The following is a 16657-nucleotide window of genomic DNA, read 5'->3' as shown; positions in this document are numbered from 1 at the left end:
TTCGCCCACGAGAGGATTAACCGATGCGCCGCTTTCTGTTTGCTTGCCTGACCCTGCCCGCCCTGAATGCCGCCATGGCCGCCGAGCCGCCCGTGCAAGGGGTGTGGCAGGGCACCGTGGGCAAGGCCAATATCGTCGCCTGCTTCAACCAGCCCAGCACCACGCAAGGCGCGGACCGCAGCGGCAGCTATTACTACACGCGCTACAAGACGCCGATCATGCTGGCCAAACCGAACGGCAAGACGCTGTGGCAGGAACTCGATGCCAAGGGCAATACGACTGGCACGTGGTCGCTGAACGCGCCGCAAGGCGGAAAACTCACCGGCACCTGGACGGACCCGAAAAGCGGCAAGACCCTGCCCCTGGCCTTGACCCTGCTGGAAGCGGCGGGCGACCGCGAACACCCGTCCTGCGCCAGCGATGCCTACAACCTGGCGCTGGAAGATTTTCCCGGCACCAAGGTGAGCAAACCCGTCACCTTCGAAGGCAAGCAATACCGCAACCTGCAAGTGGGCGACACCATCACCGTGGAACTGATGGCGCCTGGCGACGGCGTGGCGAAAATCAATGCGCAGCTGCGCGCCATACTGGCGAAGAACAAGAAGGACCTGGAAGATTTCTATGCCACGCGCCGCGAATACCTGGGCCGCAACGGTTTCACGACGGAAGACGAAGTGTATGCAGATCCCACCTATTGGTCGCCGCGCTGGGTAACGGTGAAGTTCTACCGCTGGGCGGCGGGCTATGGCGCCAGCGGCATCTCCATCAAGTTCCGCACCTGGGACGTGAAAACGGGCCAGGAAACGGACGTGTGGAACTGGTTTGGCGCCAGCGCCAGCGATGGCGACGACAAGGCCGAATTGCCGGACCGCCTGCGCCAGGCCCTGTTCAAGGACGTGAAGATCGATGCCGAATGCAAGGGCACGGATTATGACGGCCGCGGCCGCTTCCACCTGTCATTGAAACCGGAAGGCGTATCGTTCTGGCAAGACCCGAACGGCAGCGGCTGCGAAAACGACTTTTTACTGCCCTACAGCAAGGTCGGCCCCTTCCTCACCGTCAAGGGCCGCGCCGCGCTCAGCGACTTGCTGCCGAAGAACTAGCCAGCACCAATCATCGCGGCTACCATCTCCGCCGTGGCGGCCGCCAGGGTCCAGCCCAGGTGACCGTGGCCCGTGTTGTAGTACACGCCCGGCGCCTTGCCCGGCCCCACTTTCGGCAGCATGTCGGGCAGCATGGGACGCAAGCCGGCCCAGGGCACGACCTTGCGGGTATTGATGCCGGGAAAACACTGCTCCACCCACTGCAGCAGCGGGCGGATGCGGTCGGCGCGGATGTCGTGGTTGACGCCGTTGAATTCCGCCGTGCCCGCCACCCTGAGCCGGTCTTCGCCGAGGCGACTGCTGACCAGCTTGGTCGCGTCGTCGAGCAGGCTGACGGACGGCGCGGCCGCGCGGCTGGCGGCGTCATCCAATTGCACGGTAATCGAATAGCCTTTCACGGGATACACGTTCACATGGTCACCCAGGCTGGCCGCCATGGCACGGCTGGCCGTGCCCGCACAGATGACGACGGCATCGAACAAGGTGCTGTCCTCGCCTATGCTGACGCGCACCCCGCCGTGCTCGCGCGCCAGCGCCGTGACTTCCTCGCCATAGCGGCAGACCACGCCCAGGCGCACGCAGGCGTCGGCCAGGCCGCTCGTGAACTTGTGGATGTCACCCGTGGAGTCGCTGTCCGTGTAGTAGCCGCCGTAGAAGTCACCCTGCAAGGCCGGTTCGATGACGCACATTTCCTGCGGCGTGACGGCGCGCCGCTGCAAGCCGCCCTGCGCCAGCAGGCGTGATACGCCGGCCGCCCGCTCGAAGCCGGCCTTGTCACGGTAGACGTGCAGGATGCCGGCGCGGCGGTGATCGAAATCAATCTTCTCTGCTTGCGCCCACGCAAACAGATGTTCGCGCGCGGCGATCGCCATGCGGGCCGTGGCGATGGTGTTGCGCTCGTAGGCCGGCATGGCGGCGAGAAACTCCGCAAACCAGCTCAGCTTGTGCCAGCTGGGCCAGGGATGCAGCAGCAAGGGCGCATCGCGCCGCGCCATCCATTTCAGGGCATTCAGTATCGTTGCCTTGTGGTTCCACACTTCCGCGTGCGAGGCCGACAATTGCCCGCCGTTCGCATACGACGTTTCCATGGCAGCGTAACGGTGGCGTTCGATCAGGGTCACGTCTACGCCCCGCCTGGCCAGCGCATACGCCGTCGTCACGCCCGTGATCCCTGCGCCCAGCACGGCCACGCGCTTCATGCCTCAGGTTCCATTTTCTGCTCCACCTTGTGCACGACCGTGTCGCCCGCCTGCAACACGCGGCCGTCCGGCGCCAGCACGTCCATCCTGCGCACGGGCGCGTGCGTATCACGTTGCAGCAAGGTTGAATGCGCCTCGCCTGCTTCAAACAATTGCGCCTCGCTCCACTGGCGCAAACCGACGACGACGGGAAACAGCGCCAGCCCCTTTTGCGTCAGCACGTATTCCTGGTAGGCCGTGCCGTCCGAGGCGGGCGCGACCGTAAAGATGCCCTCTTCCACCAGGGTGTGCAGGCGGTCGGCCAGGATGTTCTTCGCCACGCCCAGGCTTTTCTGGAACTCTCCAAAGCGGCGCATGCCGTCGAAGGCGTCACGCACGATCAGCAGCGACCAGCGCTCGCCGATCACGTCGAGCGCGCGCGCCACGGGACAGGGGTCGGTTTTCAGGCTCTTGCGCTTGGCCACGGGCATTCTCCAGGATTGAGTGGTTGCATTTTAAAACTTCTCGGCGTAGACTCCAACTGGTTTTAATTTGAAACCACATACAAGGCCATGCGCGATACGAACTCCCCCATCACGACAACACTTCCTCCCACCCTCGTCTGGCTGTTTGCCACGGCGGCCGGCCTCAGCGTGGCCAATGTGTATTACGCCCAGCCCTTGCTCGCCACGCTGGCGCACGAATTCGGCATGACGGAGGCGGCCAGCGGCATGGTCATCACGGCCACGCAGATCGGTTGCGCGCTGGCCCTGCTGCTGCTCGTGCCCTTGGGCGACATGCTGAACCGGCGCCGGCTGACCCTTTTCCAGCTGGGCATGCTGGCCATCACCCTGGTGGCGCTGGGCTGCGCCCGGTCCACGGCAGCCTTGCTGGGCGGCATGCTGATGGTGGGCTTGCTGGGCACGGCCATGACGCAGGGTTTGATCGCCTACGCGGCCAGCGCGGCGGCCAGCCATGAACGGGGAAGAGTCGTCGGCATGGCGCAGGGCGGCGTGGTGATCGGCTTGCTGCTGGCGCGCACCCTGTCCGGTGTCGTGGCCGATGTGGCCGACTGGCGCGCCGTGTATTTTGTTTCCGCCGCCATCGCTTGCGCCCTGTTGCTGCTGCTGTGGCGCATGCTGCCGCCGGCCAAGTCGCAAGGTCAGAAGCTCGCGTATGGCGCCCTGCTCGCCTCGATGCTGGACATGCTGCTGCACAACAAGGTGTTGCGCGTGCGCGGCATGCTGGCCCTGCTGATGTTTGCCGTCTTCAATATTTTCTGGAGCGCCCTGGTGCTGCCCCTGACGGCGCAAGGCTATAGCCATGCGGCCATCGGCGCGTTTGGCCTGGTCGGCGTGATCGGTGCGCTGGGCGCGGCGCGCGCGGGCGCAATGGCGGACAAGGGCCGCGCGCAATGGACGACGGGCGCCGCCCTGCTGCTGTTGCTGGCCGCGTGGCTGCCGCTGGGCTTTGCCGGTGCGGCCCTGTGGCCGTTAATCGTCGGCATCATCGCGCTGGACCTGGCGGGCCAGGCCATCCACGTGACGAACCAGAGCCTGATTTTCAAGCAGGACAGCGACGCGCACAGCCGCCTGGTGGCGTGCTACATGCTGTTTTATGCGGTGGGAAGCGGACTCGGTGCGATTGCCGCCACCAGCGTGTATGCGCTGGCGGGCTGGCATGGGGTATGCGCGCTGGGCGCGGCGGTCAGCTTGCTCGCCCTGCTGTTCTGGCGGCTGACCTTGCCTGCTGAAAAAGCTGAGTGATCAACGCTTAATTCAGCATGGCCGCGGCGGAACCATGGCGGTAGGTTTTCAAGGCATCGGGCTGGATCTGGATCAGCGAACCGCTGACTTTAATCAGGTGCAAGTCCGTCAGCTGGTGCAGCACGCGCGACAGGGTGGCGGGCGCCAGGTTCAGGAACGATGCCAATAAACTCTTCTTCAGGTCCAGCTTGACTTCGTTCGAACGCTGCTGGTCCGAGGCCTGCAGCAAATACTCGACCACGCGCTGGGTGGCGTTCTGCACGGAGCAGCGCTCCACGTTGCGGATGAAACCCATCAGGTGGTGCGACAGGCTGTTCATCATCTGGCGCGCGATGCGGGGCGACTGGTCCAGCAGGCGCAGCAGCGCGTGCGGCGGGATGCGCAGCAGCAGGCAGTGCTCGAGCGCTTCGGCGCAGAACGGGTACGGTTCATCGAGGAAAATCATGGCTTCGCCGAAGCTCTGGCCTGGACGGATCAGTTCCAGAACCTTGTCGGTCCCTTCCATGGAAAACACGCTCAGCTTGACGAGGCCGAAGACCACCACGTAGGCGCCTTCCGCCACTTCGCCCTTGCGGAACAGCACTTTGCCTTTTTCCACTTCGACACGCACGACATCCTGGCGCAATTGTTCTAATTGCGAAGGGGAAATATGGCGGAACAGAGCCTGGCTCGACAGCAAGCCATCGACGTTGACCTTATGCATGACACTCTCTTATTAGATTAGCGAATGACTAAGAGTGTAATGCGCAGGCACGGTCAAGGCCATACGTCAAAGGAACTAGGGTTGTCTAGGCCGGAACGCCATGCAGATCAAACAATCGCGGATTCCTTGCCCACTATTTGCGCTTTGTTTGATCTCTATTTGCTTAACTCGCGCTCGACGGCGTAGACGGCGATCTGCACGCGGCTGCTGAGCTTAAGCTTTTTGAGGATGTTTTGCACGTGGATTTTCACCGTGCTTTCAGCCACGTCGAGCTGGCGCGCGATTTCCTTGTTGCTCAGTCCTTGTGCCAGGCAGGCCATGGCTTCGCGTTCGCGCGGCGTCAATTTGTCATAGTCTTCCTGGGGCGCATTCTGCCCCGCGCGGAACTGCGACACGAGCTTGGCCGTCATGGCGTCGGCGATCACGGATTCGCCGGCGGCGGCGCGGCAAATGGCCTGGCCCAGCTGCTCGGCTTCGATATTTTTCAGCAAGTAGCCGCGCGCGCCCGCGCGCAGGGCCGCGCCGAGGTCGGCTGCGTTTTCCGACACGGTCAGCATCAGCACCACCATTTGCGGCAGGTCCTGCAAGATCAGCTGCAGCGCCTCGACGCCAGTCACCCCGGGCATGTTCAAGTCCATCAGCACCACGTCGGGCTGCAGTTCGGCCGCCAGGCGCACGCCGTCCAGCCCGTTCGAAGCCTCGCCCACCACCTGGAATTGAGGATTGCGCTGCAGCAGCAGCTTGACGCCGCTGCGCAGCAAGGTGTGGTCATCGACCAGCAGGATTTTGATTGGTGCGTTCACGTGTTTGTTGCCTGATAAAGATGATTCATTTGTTACGCGGCCTGGCGCCGGGCTGCCGGCAAGGCCAGCGAGATCGTCGTGCCGCCGCCGGGCGTGCTGTCGATGGCAAATTGCGCACCGAGCCGCTCGGCTCTTTCCTGCATGATACGCAAGCCGATCTGCAATTCCGTTTTCTTGTCGCGCAGGTTGGCGGCGAAGCCTTCGCCATCGTCGCGCACCTGCAGCGCAAAATCGCGCCCGTTGTCCACGCGCAGCGCCACGTTGCTCGCTTGCGCGTGCTTGCGGATATTCGACAGCGCTTCCTGCACGATGAACAGGATCTGCAACTGCTGCTCGGGCGCCAGCGGCGCGCCATTGCCGCTCATCTCCAAGGTGCCGATCACGCCCGTCTGCAGCTCGAACTTGGCCAGCACTTCCGACAGCTTGCTTTCGAGGTCGCTGCCATGCCAGCGCGTGCGGAAATTGACCAGCAATTCGCGCACGTCCTGGTAGCTTTGCTCGACGCCCATGCGCATCAGCGGCAGCACTTCGGCCGCTTCGTCGAGCTGGCCCCGGCGCACGGAATCGTCGAGCATCTGCACTTGCAGGCTGATGAAGTTCAGGCTTTGCGCGATGCTGTCATGCAAGCCTTCGGCCAGCAGGCTGCGTTCGCGCGCCACGGCAAATTCCTTTTCGCGCGCGATCAGGCGCTGGTTTTCAATGGCGATGCCCAGGCTCTGGCCCAGGGTTTCCAGCCAGCCCTGCTGCTGCGCCTGCACGGATTGCGGCTGCGCAAAGTGCAGCGAAAAGCTGCCGACCACCTGCTCGCGTGCAAGGATGGGAAAGACGGCGATGGCAATGAAACCTTCTTCCTGGCAACGGTAGCGCTGCAAGGCTTCGACCTGGCGGAAATCGCGGATCTGGATCACGCCCTGCGCCACGGCCGCGCCGCACAGGCAATCGTTGTTGCGGATGCAGTGCTCCTCTTCCACCATGGCCTCGGAAATGCCCTCGTGCACGATGATGTGCACGGTGTCCTGCTGCGGATCGAGGATGCGCACGGTGCCGCCCTCGGCCTGCGCGAACTCCATTACGTGACGTAAAAAGCCACGGCACAGCGCATCGATGGCGTGCTGTCCCGCCAGCAAGGTGGAAATCTCGTGCAGGGTGGCCAGCTGGCGTTCCTGCGCGGCGCTCAGGCCCGATGCGGCTTGCGCCAGGCGGCGCTGGCGCCAGCGCGAGGCTGGAAGTTGTTTGCGGGAAGGTTGACTGCGCGGCGCATGCATGAAGAACTCGAATCTGAAAAGTGGTGCGCCCGGCAAGCGCTGCGGCCTGCCGGACAAATAAAGGTTACAAATGAATCTCGGTACCGAGCAGCTTGACGAACTGCGCCAGCCAGGCCGGATGCGCGGGCCAGGCGGGCGCCGTGACGAACTGGCCATCCGTGACGGCGTCCGTGACGGCGATGTCGGCATACGTGCCGCCTGCCAGTTTCACTTCCGGCGCACAGGCGGGATAGGCGGAAATGCGCTTGCCACGGATGACATCGGCGGCGGCCAGCAATTGCGCGCCATGGCAAACGGCCGCAACAGGCTTGCCCGCCTCGGCGAAATGGCGCACGGCGGCGATGACTTTCTCGTTCAGGCGCAGGTATTCCGGTGCACGGCCGCCGGCGATCATCACGGCGTCATAGTCGGCAGGGTCGATCTCGTCGAAGCTGGCGTTCAGGGTGAACAGATGGCCCGGCTTTTCCGTGTAGGTCTGGTCGCCCTCGAAATCGTGGATGGCCGTCTTGATCGTCTCGCCGCTTTTCTTGCCGGGGCAGACGGCATGCACGGTATGACCGAGCATCAGCAGGGCCTGGAACGGCACCATCGTTTCATAATCTTCTGCAAAATCGCCGGTCAAAAACAGAATTTTTTTCGCTGCCATTTGGTTCTCCTATGAAAGATTGATCCCGCAAGACGTATCTTAGCGCGACTTGGCAGCCATACTGGATATTTATCAAACTTTTGCGCCTTGATCGAGGATTTTACAGGCTGAGGCGGAATTATTTGCAGCCTCGCCGGTCAAATCAGGCATACCTCGTTGAAAGGCAAGGCCATGGACAGCAGCAGTACATTGATACGTATCTTCGACCATTTAGCCGATGCCGAGCGCGCCCGCAACCGGTTGCTGGCCGAAGGTTTCCCTTCTCACGCCGTGCAGCTGGACGCGGGCGACGACGAGGCTGGCCCCGTGCAGGGCAATTTCACGGTCGGCAATTGCGACACCCTCACCAGCCGGCTGGAACGGGCGATCAATGCCCTGTTCGGCGGCGACAACCATATGTACCGGCGCAACTACGGCAAGACGGCGTTCCGCGGAATGGTCCGCCTGGTGGTGGCCACGCGCCACGCCGAGGAGCAGCAGCGCGCGCACGCCATCCTACAGGCGTGTGGCGGCAGCGATATCGAACAGCGTACGGCCCGCTGCGGCCAGGACAGGCACGACGCGATGGCGGCCCTGTCCCACTAGCCGGCGCGCGCAGCAAGGAGAACAAGCATGGACGTCACATGGGTGGTAGTGGCCGACAGTAGCCGGGCGCGGCTGTTTGCGCTGGGACAGCAAAACCAGCTGGGCGAGCTGCAAGATTTTGTCAATCCGGCGGCCCGCGAAAACGAGAACGCCTTGAACAGCGACGCCAGCGGACGCTTCGGCAGCGGCATGCGCGCGGGGACCCAGGCGGGCACGCAGGCGCACACGACCGAGCCACAGGTGACGCCAGTCGAGCATGCGAACGCACAGTTTGCAAGGCATATCGCGCAAGTGCTGCAACAGGGCTTGCAGCAACAGCGCTACAACAAGCTGTGCCTGGTCGCCGCACCGAAGTTCCTGGGGCAGTTGCGTCTAAGCCTCGATGCCCAGGTGGAAAAACGGCTCAGCCATGCCCTGGCCAGGGATGTCGCCAGCATGAACGTGCCCCAACTGGAAGCCTATTTGCAGCAAGCGCTGGACAGGAGCGGCGGCGACAGCTGAACGGCAGTGGCCTCATCGCCATCCGCAAGCGGGCACAATCTGTGGCAAGATCTGCGTTCTTTCTTTCAAAACCGGAACTTGCCATGATTTTTGAAATTGCCCACATCCAGATCAAATCGGCCACGCACGCAGCCTTCGAAGCGGCCGTGACGAAAGCCGTCCCCCTGTTCCAGCGCGCACGCGGCTGCGAGTCGATGCGCCTCGAGCGCTCGATCGAAAATAGCGATGCCTACCGCCTGGTGGTGGGCTGGACAACCCTGGAAGACCATACCGTGCATTTCCGCGGCAGCGACGACTTCCAGGCATGGCGCGGCCTGGTCGGTGAATTTTTCGCCGCCCCGCCGCAGGTCGAGCACATGGATACGGTGGTCACAGGCTTCTAGACCGGCACCTACACTGCGGGGTGGTGAAAGACCTGTCGCAGGTAGGCGAGGAAGGTCTCATCCTTGCACAGGGTCTTGCCCGGCGAATCCGACAGTTTCGCCACGGACTGGCCATTGCAGCGCACCAGTTTCATGACGATGTTGAGCGGCGTCAAGCCGACATCGTTGGTGAGATTGGTGCCGATGCCAAAGCCCGTCATGATGCGGTCGGCGAAGTGCTGGTACAGGGCAAACGCCTTGTCCAGGTCCAGGCCGTCGGAAAACACGAGGCGCTTGGTATTGGCGTCGATGCGCAGGGCCGCGTAGTGGGCCAGCGCCTTCTCGCCCCACTCGACGGGATCGCCCGAATCGTGGCGCAAACCATCGAACAGCTTGGCGAAATACAGGTCGAAGTCAGCCAAAAAGGCATCCATGCCCACCACGTCCGTCAGGGCAATACCCAGGTCGCCCCGGTATTCCTGCACCCAGTCTTCCAGTGCCGCCTTTTGAAAGTCGCGCAGACGTACGCCAAACGACTGGAATGATTGCATGTATTCATGCGCCATGGTGCCGATTGGCACGATGCCGAGCTTTTTCGCCAGGTAGACATTCGACGTGCCCTTGAAGTACTCGGGCACCTCGCGCGCCAGACGCTGCACCACTTCGTCGTGCCAGGCGCCGGAAAAACGCCGGCGCACGCCGAAGTCGGAAAATTCAAACGGGTGCTTGCGCCGCGGCAGTTTACCGAATTCCTTGACGGCTTCCACTTTCAAGCCCAGGCGGTGGCGCCCTTCGCGCATGGCCGCATCGAGGTCGAAGCGGCGGAAATACAGTTCGTTGATGATGTACAGCACGAAAATCTCGAAGCCCATCACATGCACCTGCGGCCCGGCCGCGTGCACGAGCAAGGTGTCGCCGTCCGTGCTCACGTCGATGAACTTGCGCTGGAAGCGGAACACCGTCAGGAAGTCAACGAAGTCGCTCTTCATGAAGCGCAGGGTGCGCAGATAAGCCAGCTCGTCGTCGGCAAACGACATCGAGCACAGGTGGTCGAGCTGTTCTTCCAGCTCGCCCTTCAGTTCGGCCAGGGGAAAGGCGGTGGCGTTGCGGCAGACAAATTCGTATTCGGTATGGGTATTCGGATGACCGTGCAGCAATGCTTGCCACATTGTAAATTTATACAGATCGGTTTCCAGCAAACTGCGCACTATCGGGGTCATGTGTGTTTTCTCCAACTTCCTGAAGCCAGAATAGTACGCCACCGCAAGCATTTCAGCAGGGTTCGCTTGCAGGAAAGCATTAATTGCTTGCGTTTGCCAACAACTCGGGCAAAACGTCGGTGGATGTCGCCAGCCGCACGCCACGCTCGTGCATGGCTGCAAGGAAGTCGCGCTGCTGTGCTTCAAAGCCCGTAACGGGGCTCATGCAGTCCGTCAGCAGCACCAGCCGCGACAGGGCCGTCTTGCCTTGCTGCGCTTCCAGGTAGTCGGCGATGTGCTCGGTGCTGGCTTTCACGCAGTGGCTGCCCGCTTCGCCGGTGACATAAATCTGCTGTGCCGGCAGCAAGGTGGCGAGGAAATCCAGGTTGAGCTGGGTGGCCGCATCCTGCGCATCGGGCACTTCCGCCATGACGGCCGAGTAATGCTCGGTCCACGGATTGGAACCCTTGCTCAGCTTGGCTACCACTTGCAGGTGATCCACTTCCCACGCGTTGTAGGCGGCGCGCACGGCCGCGTGGATATTCTGGCCCCAGCTGCCGATCTCGCAGTGCACGGGCCACACCATCAGCTGATAGCGCCCCGCTTGCTGCAAGGCATCGAGGTAAGCCAGCGCACGCGGCAAGGCATCGCTGGCGGCGGGCAGGAACAAGCGGTCGCGCACCTGCTGCGCCGTGATCTGCGTGAACGGCGGCACCGCGCCGCCATCACCCGTGCGCCAGAAGGCGGGGTGGGCAATATCGTAGCGGTGGTGGGCGTCGAGCGTCACGCTGATCTGCGTCAGGCCATTGCCCCCTTCACGGATCAGCTGCGCGACGCGCAGCATGTCGGCGTGGGCGCCGGGCACGGCCAGGGCCGGTGCGGCGCCGGCAGGCAGCCATTCGGCGGGCAGGTCGCAAAAATCGTTTTGCGGGTCGATCACAAGCAGGTGCAGCTGGCGTTTCATGGCGGTCCTCGTGCGTGGCGGGAACTTGCATGATAATGGCAACATCGCCATCACGCCAATCCCGGGCCCCCCATGCACCTTCCACATCGCAATAACTTGCGTCCAAACAAATTACTCAACAGCAAATGGACAGCGGTGACACCCGTCAACAAAGAAAAACATTTTCTCGTCATCAAGGTATGCGCCGCAGCCACGCCGGATGAACCCGTCACGCACGTGGAACTGGAAGCCGTGCATTCGGGCAGAGTGCAGATCCTGCCCTGGCGCGCGCTGCAGGATGCGGCGCAGTGGCATCAGGGGTGGAAAACGTAACGGCGCTGGCGCCGCTCGACCAGCTGCAATGCCACCTCGGCCGCTTCGCTGACGGCTTCGGCTTCCGTCGCAAACGGATGGTCGGCCAGCACGCGGTGCTTTTTGACGATATTGTTCCTGTGCATGGGATTGCTCGATGGGGTGTACAGGGACACATAGGCGCCCCACAGTTTGCAACCGCGTAAGGGTTCCGCCGTGTAATTTATTTCATACGTATCAACGTACTTTATCGGCACGATGTTTGCTCCAAAAATGACATCCCCGGGTAGCCTGTCTCAACGGCCCTACCCGGCGTAGGGTTGGAATACATGCAATCGCGCTTGCTCAGGATACTGACTTACTTATCTGCTTTTTATTACGCGGCACAGGGAAAAACTTGAACGCCTGCCTGATCTGCAGGCATGGCGGCACGCCCACTGAAAGTATAGACGATGCGAAAAAATTATGAGAAGGCAACTCTGTACTGAACGCCGCTGGCGCCTGCCCTATTTCGCCGCCTCGGCCGCGGGATGCATGGACCAGACGACGCTGAGGATTTTCCATTGACCATCGCGCTTGACCATCTGCCACGCTTCGACGCCATAGTTGGACAATTTGTCGCCGACGAGGAATTCGTAGTCGAAGTTGACCCACGCGACATGGCGGTCCTGGGTGATCTTGACGTTGTAGAATTTTTCTTCCGTGCGCAGGGGTTCGCGCTTGATGTAGTTGGCGAAACCGACGTAGCCGGCCGCCGCGACGCCGTCGAAGTGGACGTCCGTCGTGTCGCGCATTTTCTTGATGAAGCCGTCATCGGCCGGCGAGGCGAACAGGATGTTCGTGTGCAGCATCAGCGACGACAGCAGCTTGACATCCTTGGCGATCAGCGCCGCCTGGAAGTCGGCGACGACTTTTTCAATGGCGCGGATATCCTCGGGCGTGGAGGCGTGGCGGCCCACGTGGGACGGCGCGGGAGGCGCGGTCTGTGCCAGCGCAATACCTGCTGAAAACAAAGAACATCCGAACAATACTGCACTGGCCAACTTGTGGTGCATGAGGGACTTTCATGGCGAACGGCTCGCCGGCCTGGCACGGGGCGTGCCGCCGGCAAGCTTATGCCAAGCATGCCAGCTTGGCAATCCCTCAAAAGGCGTATATCAGGCAGCCAGGGCTTCGATCGACGCGCGGCCCTTGGCAATCGCGCTGGTGACGGCATCGTCGCCCATGGCCACGCCTTCGGCTTGCACGAACTCGATGTCCGTGATGCCGATGAAGCCCAGCGCCGTGCGCAGATAGGTGCTCAGGTAGTCATACGCGGCGCCCGGGCCTTCGCTGTAGACGCCGCCGCTGGCCGTGAAAATCACGGCTTTCTTGCCCGTGGCCAGGCCGACGGGGCCATTGGCCGTGTACTGGAAGGTTCGGCCCGCGCGCGCCACGTGGTCGATCCACGCCTTCAGGGTCGAGGGCACGGAAAAGTTGTACATGGGCGCGGCCAGCACCAGCACGTCGGCGGCCAGCAATTCATCGACCAGGGTATCGGACAATTGCACGGCCGCGACCGCCTGCGCGCTGCGCTGCTCGGCCGGCGTGAAGAACGCGCCCATCACCTCTTCCGTCAGGTGCGGCACCGGTTGCGCGGCCAGGTCGCGCACGACGATGGTGTCGCCTTGCGCGGCCAGTTTGGCGACGAATTCGCCCGACAGTTGACGCGACAGGGAACCGCTGTTGCGCACGCTGCTATTGATGTGTAGTACGTTTGCCATGATGCACTCCTTCAAGATCGATAGATGGGGGTGCGGCGTTTGCTGCACTTGCACACATCATAGTTCGGGTCTACTATCGATGAAACCGTGTAAAAATCAATGGTTAGCATCGAATTTTTAGATATGGAGTTGTCATGAGAGAACCGGGCCAGCCTTCGCTCGACCAGTTGCGCGTCTTCGTCGCCGTCATCGACGCGGGCGGTTTCGCCCACGCGGCGCGCCAGCTGCACCGCACGCAATCGGTGATCAGCTACACCATCGCCAACCTGGAAGAACAGCTGAACGTGGTGCTGCTCGACCGTGGCAAGCGCAAGCCCACCCTGACGGACGCGGGCAAGGCCCTGCTCGCCGACGCGCGCGCCGTGGCCCTGAAGGTCGATGGCATGCGCGCACGGGCCAAGGCGCTGGCCGGCGGGCTCGAGGCGGAAGTGTCGGTGGTGGTCGACGTGATGTTTCCCACCTGCGTGCTGGTGCGCGTGCTCGAAGCGTTCCAAGCGCAGTTCCCCACCGTCGCCCTGCGCCTGCGCATCGAAGCGATGGGCGCCGTGGCGCAGCTGGTGATGGATGGCAGCTGCCACATCGGTCTCGGTGGCTGGATGACGGCCACGGCCAGCGTCTTCGAGCGTATGGCCGTCGGCCATGTGCGCCTGATTCCCGTGGCCGCACCCAGCCACGCACTGGCGCAGCTGGCCGGGCCGATTGCCTCGAGCGTGGCGCGCGAACACGTGCAACTGGTGCTCAGCGACCGCAGCGTGCTGACGGAGGGCCAGGATTTCGGCGTGCTGGGATTGCGCAACTGGCGCTTGGGCGACCTCGGCTCCAAGCACGCGCTGCTGCGCGCGGGCCTGGGCTGGGGCAACATGCCCGAAGCAATGGTGCGCGAGGACCTGGCCGAAGGCCGTTTGGTGCACCTGCCGCTGGCCGTCGACAATGGCGAGAATTACCCAATTTATTTGATCCAGCGCGCCGACACGCCGCCGGGGCAGGCGGGCAAGTGGCTGACGGAGCGGTTTGCGGAGCAGTTGCCGTTGCTGGTGCAGGGGTTTTAGATGCGCGCGGGGACAGGTATCATGCCTCAGCAAACCCCAAACAAGTGCTGGGGTCAGTCCCTGCGGAATCGCAACCCGTCCCATTGGGACTGGTTGCCCCGACGGGTCTGACCCCGAATTCAGATACAACCTTGAAGAGACTCACCATGGCCGGCATCGACGACTTCGTCAACAAACAAAAACCTGGCGCGCGTTTCGTCATCACGGCGCAGATGCTGCGCATGACGCCGCAGCAGTTCGATTCGCTGGCGCAGGAGTGGATGGAAGACGGCGGTCCCGGCTTCGACGTGGCCGGCATACCGCACCGCGTGGTCGTCGATGGGCAGTTTTATATTGGCAGGATCACCGTGCAGCGGCACGGCGCCCCTGCCTGAGGACTACTCGACGCCCAGCACGTGCAGGCGCCGGCGCAGGCGCGCCACTTCTTCCGACAGGTCGACCACCAGCGCTGCCAGTTCGGCGTTCGCGTCGAACACGGATTCGATTTCATGCAGGCGGCGCGCACGCACCAGGTCCAGGCTCGTGAAGCGCCAGGCCGTCAGTTGTCCCGCCGGCGGACCGTCCTGCAGCAGCACGCCCGTCCGCACGTGCTGCACCACCCAGTCCGGCTCCACGGCGCAGGCACGCGCCAGTTCTTCCAGGCTCAGGGCACGGTCTTCCAGCAATTCGCCAATTACCTTGTTTGTCATGATTTAGCCTCCCAGCTTCTGGCGTGGATTGAAAGCCATCTCGCGCGCCATGGTTGCATACAGTTCGCGCGCCTTGTCGTCGTTCGCCGGCGGCAGCACCACTTCCAGCAGCAGATACAGGTCGCCCGGCTGGGTGGCGGGAATGCCGCGCCCCTTCAGGCGCAGCTTGCGCCCCGTCTGCGAATTGGGCGGCACGGTGACGGTCACCGTGCCCGATGGCGTGGGCACGTCGATGTCGCCGCCCAGCGCCGCTTCCCATGGCGTGACGGGCACCGTCTCGAAGACGTCGCGCCCTTCCACCTTGTAGCGCGCATCGGGTCGGAAGCGGATTTCCAGGTATAAATCGCCGGCGGGCGCGCCGCCGCTGCCGGGATTGCCCTGTCCCTTCATGCGCAGCTGCTGGCCTTCCGTGACGCCTTTCGGTATCGTCACTTCCAGGGTGCGCTCGCGCGTCACCACGTGGCCTTGCGCATCCGCTTCGGGCACGCGCATGACGATGTGGCGCTTGGCGCCCTGGTAGCTGTCCTGCAGGTCGATGGTGATGGCGGCGTGGCTGTCCTCGCCCTGCATCTGGAAGGTGCTGTTGGCGCGGCGCCGTCCGCCCACGTGGGCAAACAGGTCGGCAAAGAAATCGCTGTCGTCAGCGCCCGACGATTCGTAGCCGGCACCCCAGTCCGGCGGTGGGCGGAAGGGCTGGCCTTGCGCGCCCTGGTTGCGGCCCAGTTCATCGTAGGCGGCGCGCTTTTCCGCGTCGCCCAGCACGCCATAAGCCTCGTTCAGGGCCTTGGTGCGCTTGTCGGCGTCCGGCTCCTTGCTGACATCGGGATGGTATTTGCGCACCAGCTTGCGGTACGCTTTCTTGATATCGGCCTCGGACGCCGTCTTCTCGACGCCAAGTTCCTTGTAGTAGTCCTTGTATTCCACCGTGCCTGCTCCCCATGGTTGAAGTGCCTATGGGAAGAGTACACGAATTGGTCAAAGGACAGCGTGCGCACAATACAGCGCCGCCCGGCGGCGGGATCAGCGCACGCGGCGCACCGAAGAAATGCGGCGGTCGAGGCCACCGTGCAGGCGGCCGTAGCTGCCTGGTCCCATCACCACGCAGCGGCCGCGGAAGTTGGCGTCGACGCAGAATTCCCAGCGGCCGTAATTGACGACGACCGATTCGGCGCGGTCATTGAAACCATAGCGGCTCAAGTCGTGCACTTCGCGGTCCAGGCGCACGGGGCGGCCGCGCATGCCGGCGTCGGGGAACAGCAGCACGGCGCCATTCGCGTCGGGACGGTGGCCGCCGCCGTGGCCCGGATAACCGGGATAGGGGCGCTCCGGCTCAGGACGCGGGGGGCGCGGCGGATACGGTCGGTGGTCGCCGCCGCCATGGTCCGGGCGGCCCACTTCGCGCACGGAGGAAACGGCGTCGTTCATGCCAGGCATGCTGCCGTAGCGGCCAGGTCCGAAAGTACGGCAGTTGCCCCGGTAATTGGCGTCCTTGCACACTTCCCAGGTGCCCGAGCGCACGATGATGCTCGAGGCCTTGTCGTTAAAGCCCATGCGCGACAGGTCGCCCGTGTCGTAACGCAGGGTCACGGGACGGCCGCGGAAACCGGCGTCCTCGAACAGGGTGATTTCGCCCGCGGATGCGGCAAGGGGGGCGAGCAAGGTGGCGGCGCACAACAGCGCGGGCCGGAAAGATAAAACCATGACAACTCCAATACTGATGACATTTTCGCCAGTGTAGACCAGGCGGCAGGCGGCGAGTGTAACAAAGGGCAAGCAAATGTCAGCGCACG

Annotated in this window: 22 protein-coding genes; 8 read left to right on the top strand and 14 right to left on the bottom strand. The window is 63.1% G+C overall.

Going from position 1 to position 16657, the window contains the following annotated elements:
- Positions 1-23 precede the first annotated feature (23 nt).
- A complete protein-coding gene (locus OPV09_RS07825) occupies positions 24-1103 on the top strand; it encodes a hypothetical protein (RefSeq protein WP_338681074.1) in 1080 nt (359 codons plus the stop codon).
- On the opposite strand, the gene OPV09_RS07820 is transcribed toward OPV09_RS07825, so the two are convergent.
- A complete protein-coding gene (locus tag OPV09_RS07820; RefSeq protein ID WP_338681072.1) occupies positions 1100-2302 on the bottom strand; it encodes a D-amino acid dehydrogenase in 1203 nt (400 codons plus the stop codon). The two genes, OPV09_RS07825 and OPV09_RS07820, sit on opposite strands and share 4 nt — an antisense overlap.
- Positions 2299-2766, bottom strand: a complete 468-nt coding sequence (locus tag OPV09_RS07815) for a helix-turn-helix domain-containing protein (RefSeq protein ID WP_319992461.1) — start codon at positions 2764-2766, stop codon at positions 2299-2301. Before OPV09_RS07815 ends, OPV09_RS07820 begins: the two co-directional genes overlap by 4 nt.
- A gap of 87 nt (positions 2767-2853) precedes the next feature.
- On the opposite strand from OPV09_RS07815, the gene OPV09_RS07810 reads away from it, so the two are divergent.
- Positions 2854-4047 carry an MFS transporter gene (locus OPV09_RS07810; RefSeq protein ID WP_072454402.1) on the top strand — a complete coding sequence of 398 codons (1194 nt, stop codon included), beginning with the start codon at positions 2854-2856 and terminating at the stop codon, positions 4045-4047.
- A 7-nt stretch (positions 4048-4054) separates the two neighbouring features.
- On the opposite strand, the gene OPV09_RS07805 is transcribed toward OPV09_RS07810, so the two are convergent.
- From OPV09_RS07805 to OPV09_RS07790, 4 genes are all read right to left on the bottom strand, one after another.
- Positions 4055-4750: a Crp/Fnr family transcriptional regulator gene (locus tag OPV09_RS07805; RefSeq protein ID WP_070221800.1), complete on the bottom strand. Its 696-nt coding sequence runs from the start codon at positions 4748-4750 to the stop codon at positions 4055-4057.
- Positions 4751-4905: 155 nt separating this feature from the next.
- Positions 4906-5553 carry a response regulator gene (locus OPV09_RS07800; protein WP_034759680.1) on the bottom strand — a complete coding sequence of 216 codons (648 nt, stop codon included), beginning with the start codon at positions 5551-5553 and terminating at the stop codon, positions 4906-4908.
- Between the two features lie 32 nt (positions 5554-5585).
- Positions 5586-6818 (bottom strand): GAF domain-containing sensor histidine kinase, encoded by a 1233-nt coding sequence (locus OPV09_RS07795; protein ID WP_338681066.1) that lies wholly within the window; start codon positions 6816-6818, stop codon positions 5586-5588.
- A 64-nt stretch (positions 6819-6882) separates the two neighbouring features.
- Positions 6883-7464, bottom strand: a complete 582-nt coding sequence (locus tag OPV09_RS07790; protein WP_058051378.1) for a DJ-1/PfpI family protein — start codon at positions 7462-7464, stop codon at positions 6883-6885.
- Between the two features lie 171 nt (positions 7465-7635).
- On the opposite strand from OPV09_RS07790, the gene OPV09_RS07785 reads away from it, so the two are divergent.
- The 3 genes from OPV09_RS07785 (at position 7636) to OPV09_RS07775 (ending at position 8933) form a co-directional block, all read left to right on the top strand.
- Complete coding sequence (locus tag OPV09_RS07785) at positions 7636-8049, top strand: hypothetical protein (RefSeq protein WP_338681064.1); 414 nt, start codon at positions 7636-7638, stop codon at positions 8047-8049.
- Positions 8050-8076: 27 nt separating this feature from the next.
- Positions 8077-8550, top strand: coding sequence for a host attachment protein (locus OPV09_RS07780; protein ID WP_072454400.1), 474 nt, complete (start codon positions 8077-8079; stop codon positions 8548-8550).
- Positions 8551-8633: 83 nt separating this feature from the next.
- Positions 8634-8933: an antibiotic biosynthesis monooxygenase family protein gene (locus OPV09_RS07775; protein ID WP_034759700.1), complete on the top strand. Its 300-nt coding sequence runs from the start codon at positions 8634-8636 to the stop codon at positions 8931-8933.
- 8 nt (positions 8934-8941) lie between these two features.
- Here the strand turns inward: OPV09_RS07775 and pncB are convergent, their stop codons facing one another.
- Both pncB and OPV09_RS07765 read right to left on the bottom strand, forming a co-directional pair.
- The gene (pncB, locus tag OPV09_RS07770) at positions 8942-10132 is read right to left on the bottom strand and encodes a nicotinate phosphoribosyltransferase (RefSeq protein ID WP_070303660.1); all 1191 of its coding nucleotides are present in this window, start codon (positions 10130-10132) and stop codon (positions 8942-8944) included.
- Between the two features lie 79 nt (positions 10133-10211).
- A complete protein-coding gene (locus OPV09_RS07765; protein WP_338681061.1) occupies positions 10212-11075 on the bottom strand; it encodes a cysteine hydrolase in 864 nt (287 codons plus the stop codon).
- A gap of 72 nt (positions 11076-11147) precedes the next feature.
- Here OPV09_RS07765 and OPV09_RS07760 point away from each other — a divergent pair, with 72 nt between their 5' ends.
- Positions 11148-11387, top strand: coding sequence for a TIGR02450 family Trp-rich protein (locus tag OPV09_RS07760; protein ID WP_034759713.1), 240 nt, complete (start codon positions 11148-11150; stop codon positions 11385-11387).
- Here the strand turns inward: OPV09_RS07760 and OPV09_RS07755 are convergent.
- The 3 genes from OPV09_RS07755 to OPV09_RS07745 form a co-directional block, all read right to left on the bottom strand.
- The gene (locus tag OPV09_RS07755) at positions 11369-11512 is read right to left on the bottom strand and encodes a hypothetical protein (protein ID WP_217916871.1); all 144 of its coding nucleotides are present in this window, start codon (positions 11510-11512) and stop codon (positions 11369-11371) included. The two genes, OPV09_RS07760 and OPV09_RS07755, sit on opposite strands and share 19 nt — an antisense overlap.
- A 360-nt stretch (positions 11513-11872) precedes the next feature.
- A complete protein-coding gene (locus OPV09_RS07750) occupies positions 11873-12379 on the bottom strand; it encodes a hypothetical protein (RefSeq protein WP_338681058.1) in 507 nt (168 codons plus the stop codon).
- A 144-nt stretch (positions 12380-12523) separates the two neighbouring features.
- Positions 12524-13129, bottom strand: coding sequence for an FMN-dependent NADH-azoreductase (locus tag OPV09_RS07745; RefSeq protein WP_338681056.1), 606 nt, complete (start codon positions 13127-13129; stop codon positions 12524-12526).
- A gap of 134 nt (positions 13130-13263) precedes the next feature.
- Here OPV09_RS07745 and OPV09_RS07740 point away from each other — a divergent pair, with 134 nt between their 5' ends.
- The gene (locus tag OPV09_RS07740) at positions 13264-14178 is read left to right on the top strand and encodes a LysR family transcriptional regulator (protein WP_219329268.1); all 915 of its coding nucleotides are present in this window, start codon (positions 13264-13266) and stop codon (positions 14176-14178) included.
- A gap of 146 nt (positions 14179-14324) precedes the next feature.
- Positions 14325-14552 (top strand): hypothetical protein, encoded by a 228-nt coding sequence (locus OPV09_RS07735; protein ID WP_338682243.1) that lies wholly within the window; start codon positions 14325-14327, stop codon positions 14550-14552.
- Positions 14553-14555: 3 nt separating this feature from the next.
- On the opposite strand, the gene OPV09_RS07730 is transcribed toward OPV09_RS07735, so the two are convergent.
- From OPV09_RS07730 to OPV09_RS07720, 3 genes are all read right to left on the bottom strand, one after another.
- Positions 14556-14867 (bottom strand): MerR family transcriptional regulator, encoded by a 312-nt coding sequence (locus OPV09_RS07730; RefSeq protein WP_070303663.1) that lies wholly within the window; start codon positions 14865-14867, stop codon positions 14556-14558.
- A gap of 3 nt (positions 14868-14870) precedes the next feature.
- Positions 14871-15791, bottom strand: coding sequence for a DnaJ C-terminal domain-containing protein (locus tag OPV09_RS07725; protein WP_338681055.1), 921 nt, complete (start codon positions 15789-15791; stop codon positions 14871-14873).
- A gap of 96 nt (positions 15792-15887) precedes the next feature.
- Positions 15888-16568 carry a beta/gamma crystallin-related protein gene (locus OPV09_RS07720; RefSeq protein ID WP_338681054.1) on the bottom strand — a complete coding sequence of 227 codons (681 nt, stop codon included), beginning with the start codon at positions 16566-16568 and terminating at the stop codon, positions 15888-15890.
- Positions 16569-16657 lie beyond the last annotated feature (89 nt).

The organism is Janthinobacterium sp. TB1-E2 (assembly GCF_036885605.1).
GTDB lineage: Bacteria > Pseudomonadota > Gammaproteobacteria > Burkholderiales > Burkholderiaceae_D > Janthinobacterium > Janthinobacterium aestuarii.
Note: the sequence above shows the minus strand (reverse complement) of the source record. Positions and strands in the feature narration are given on the sequence as shown.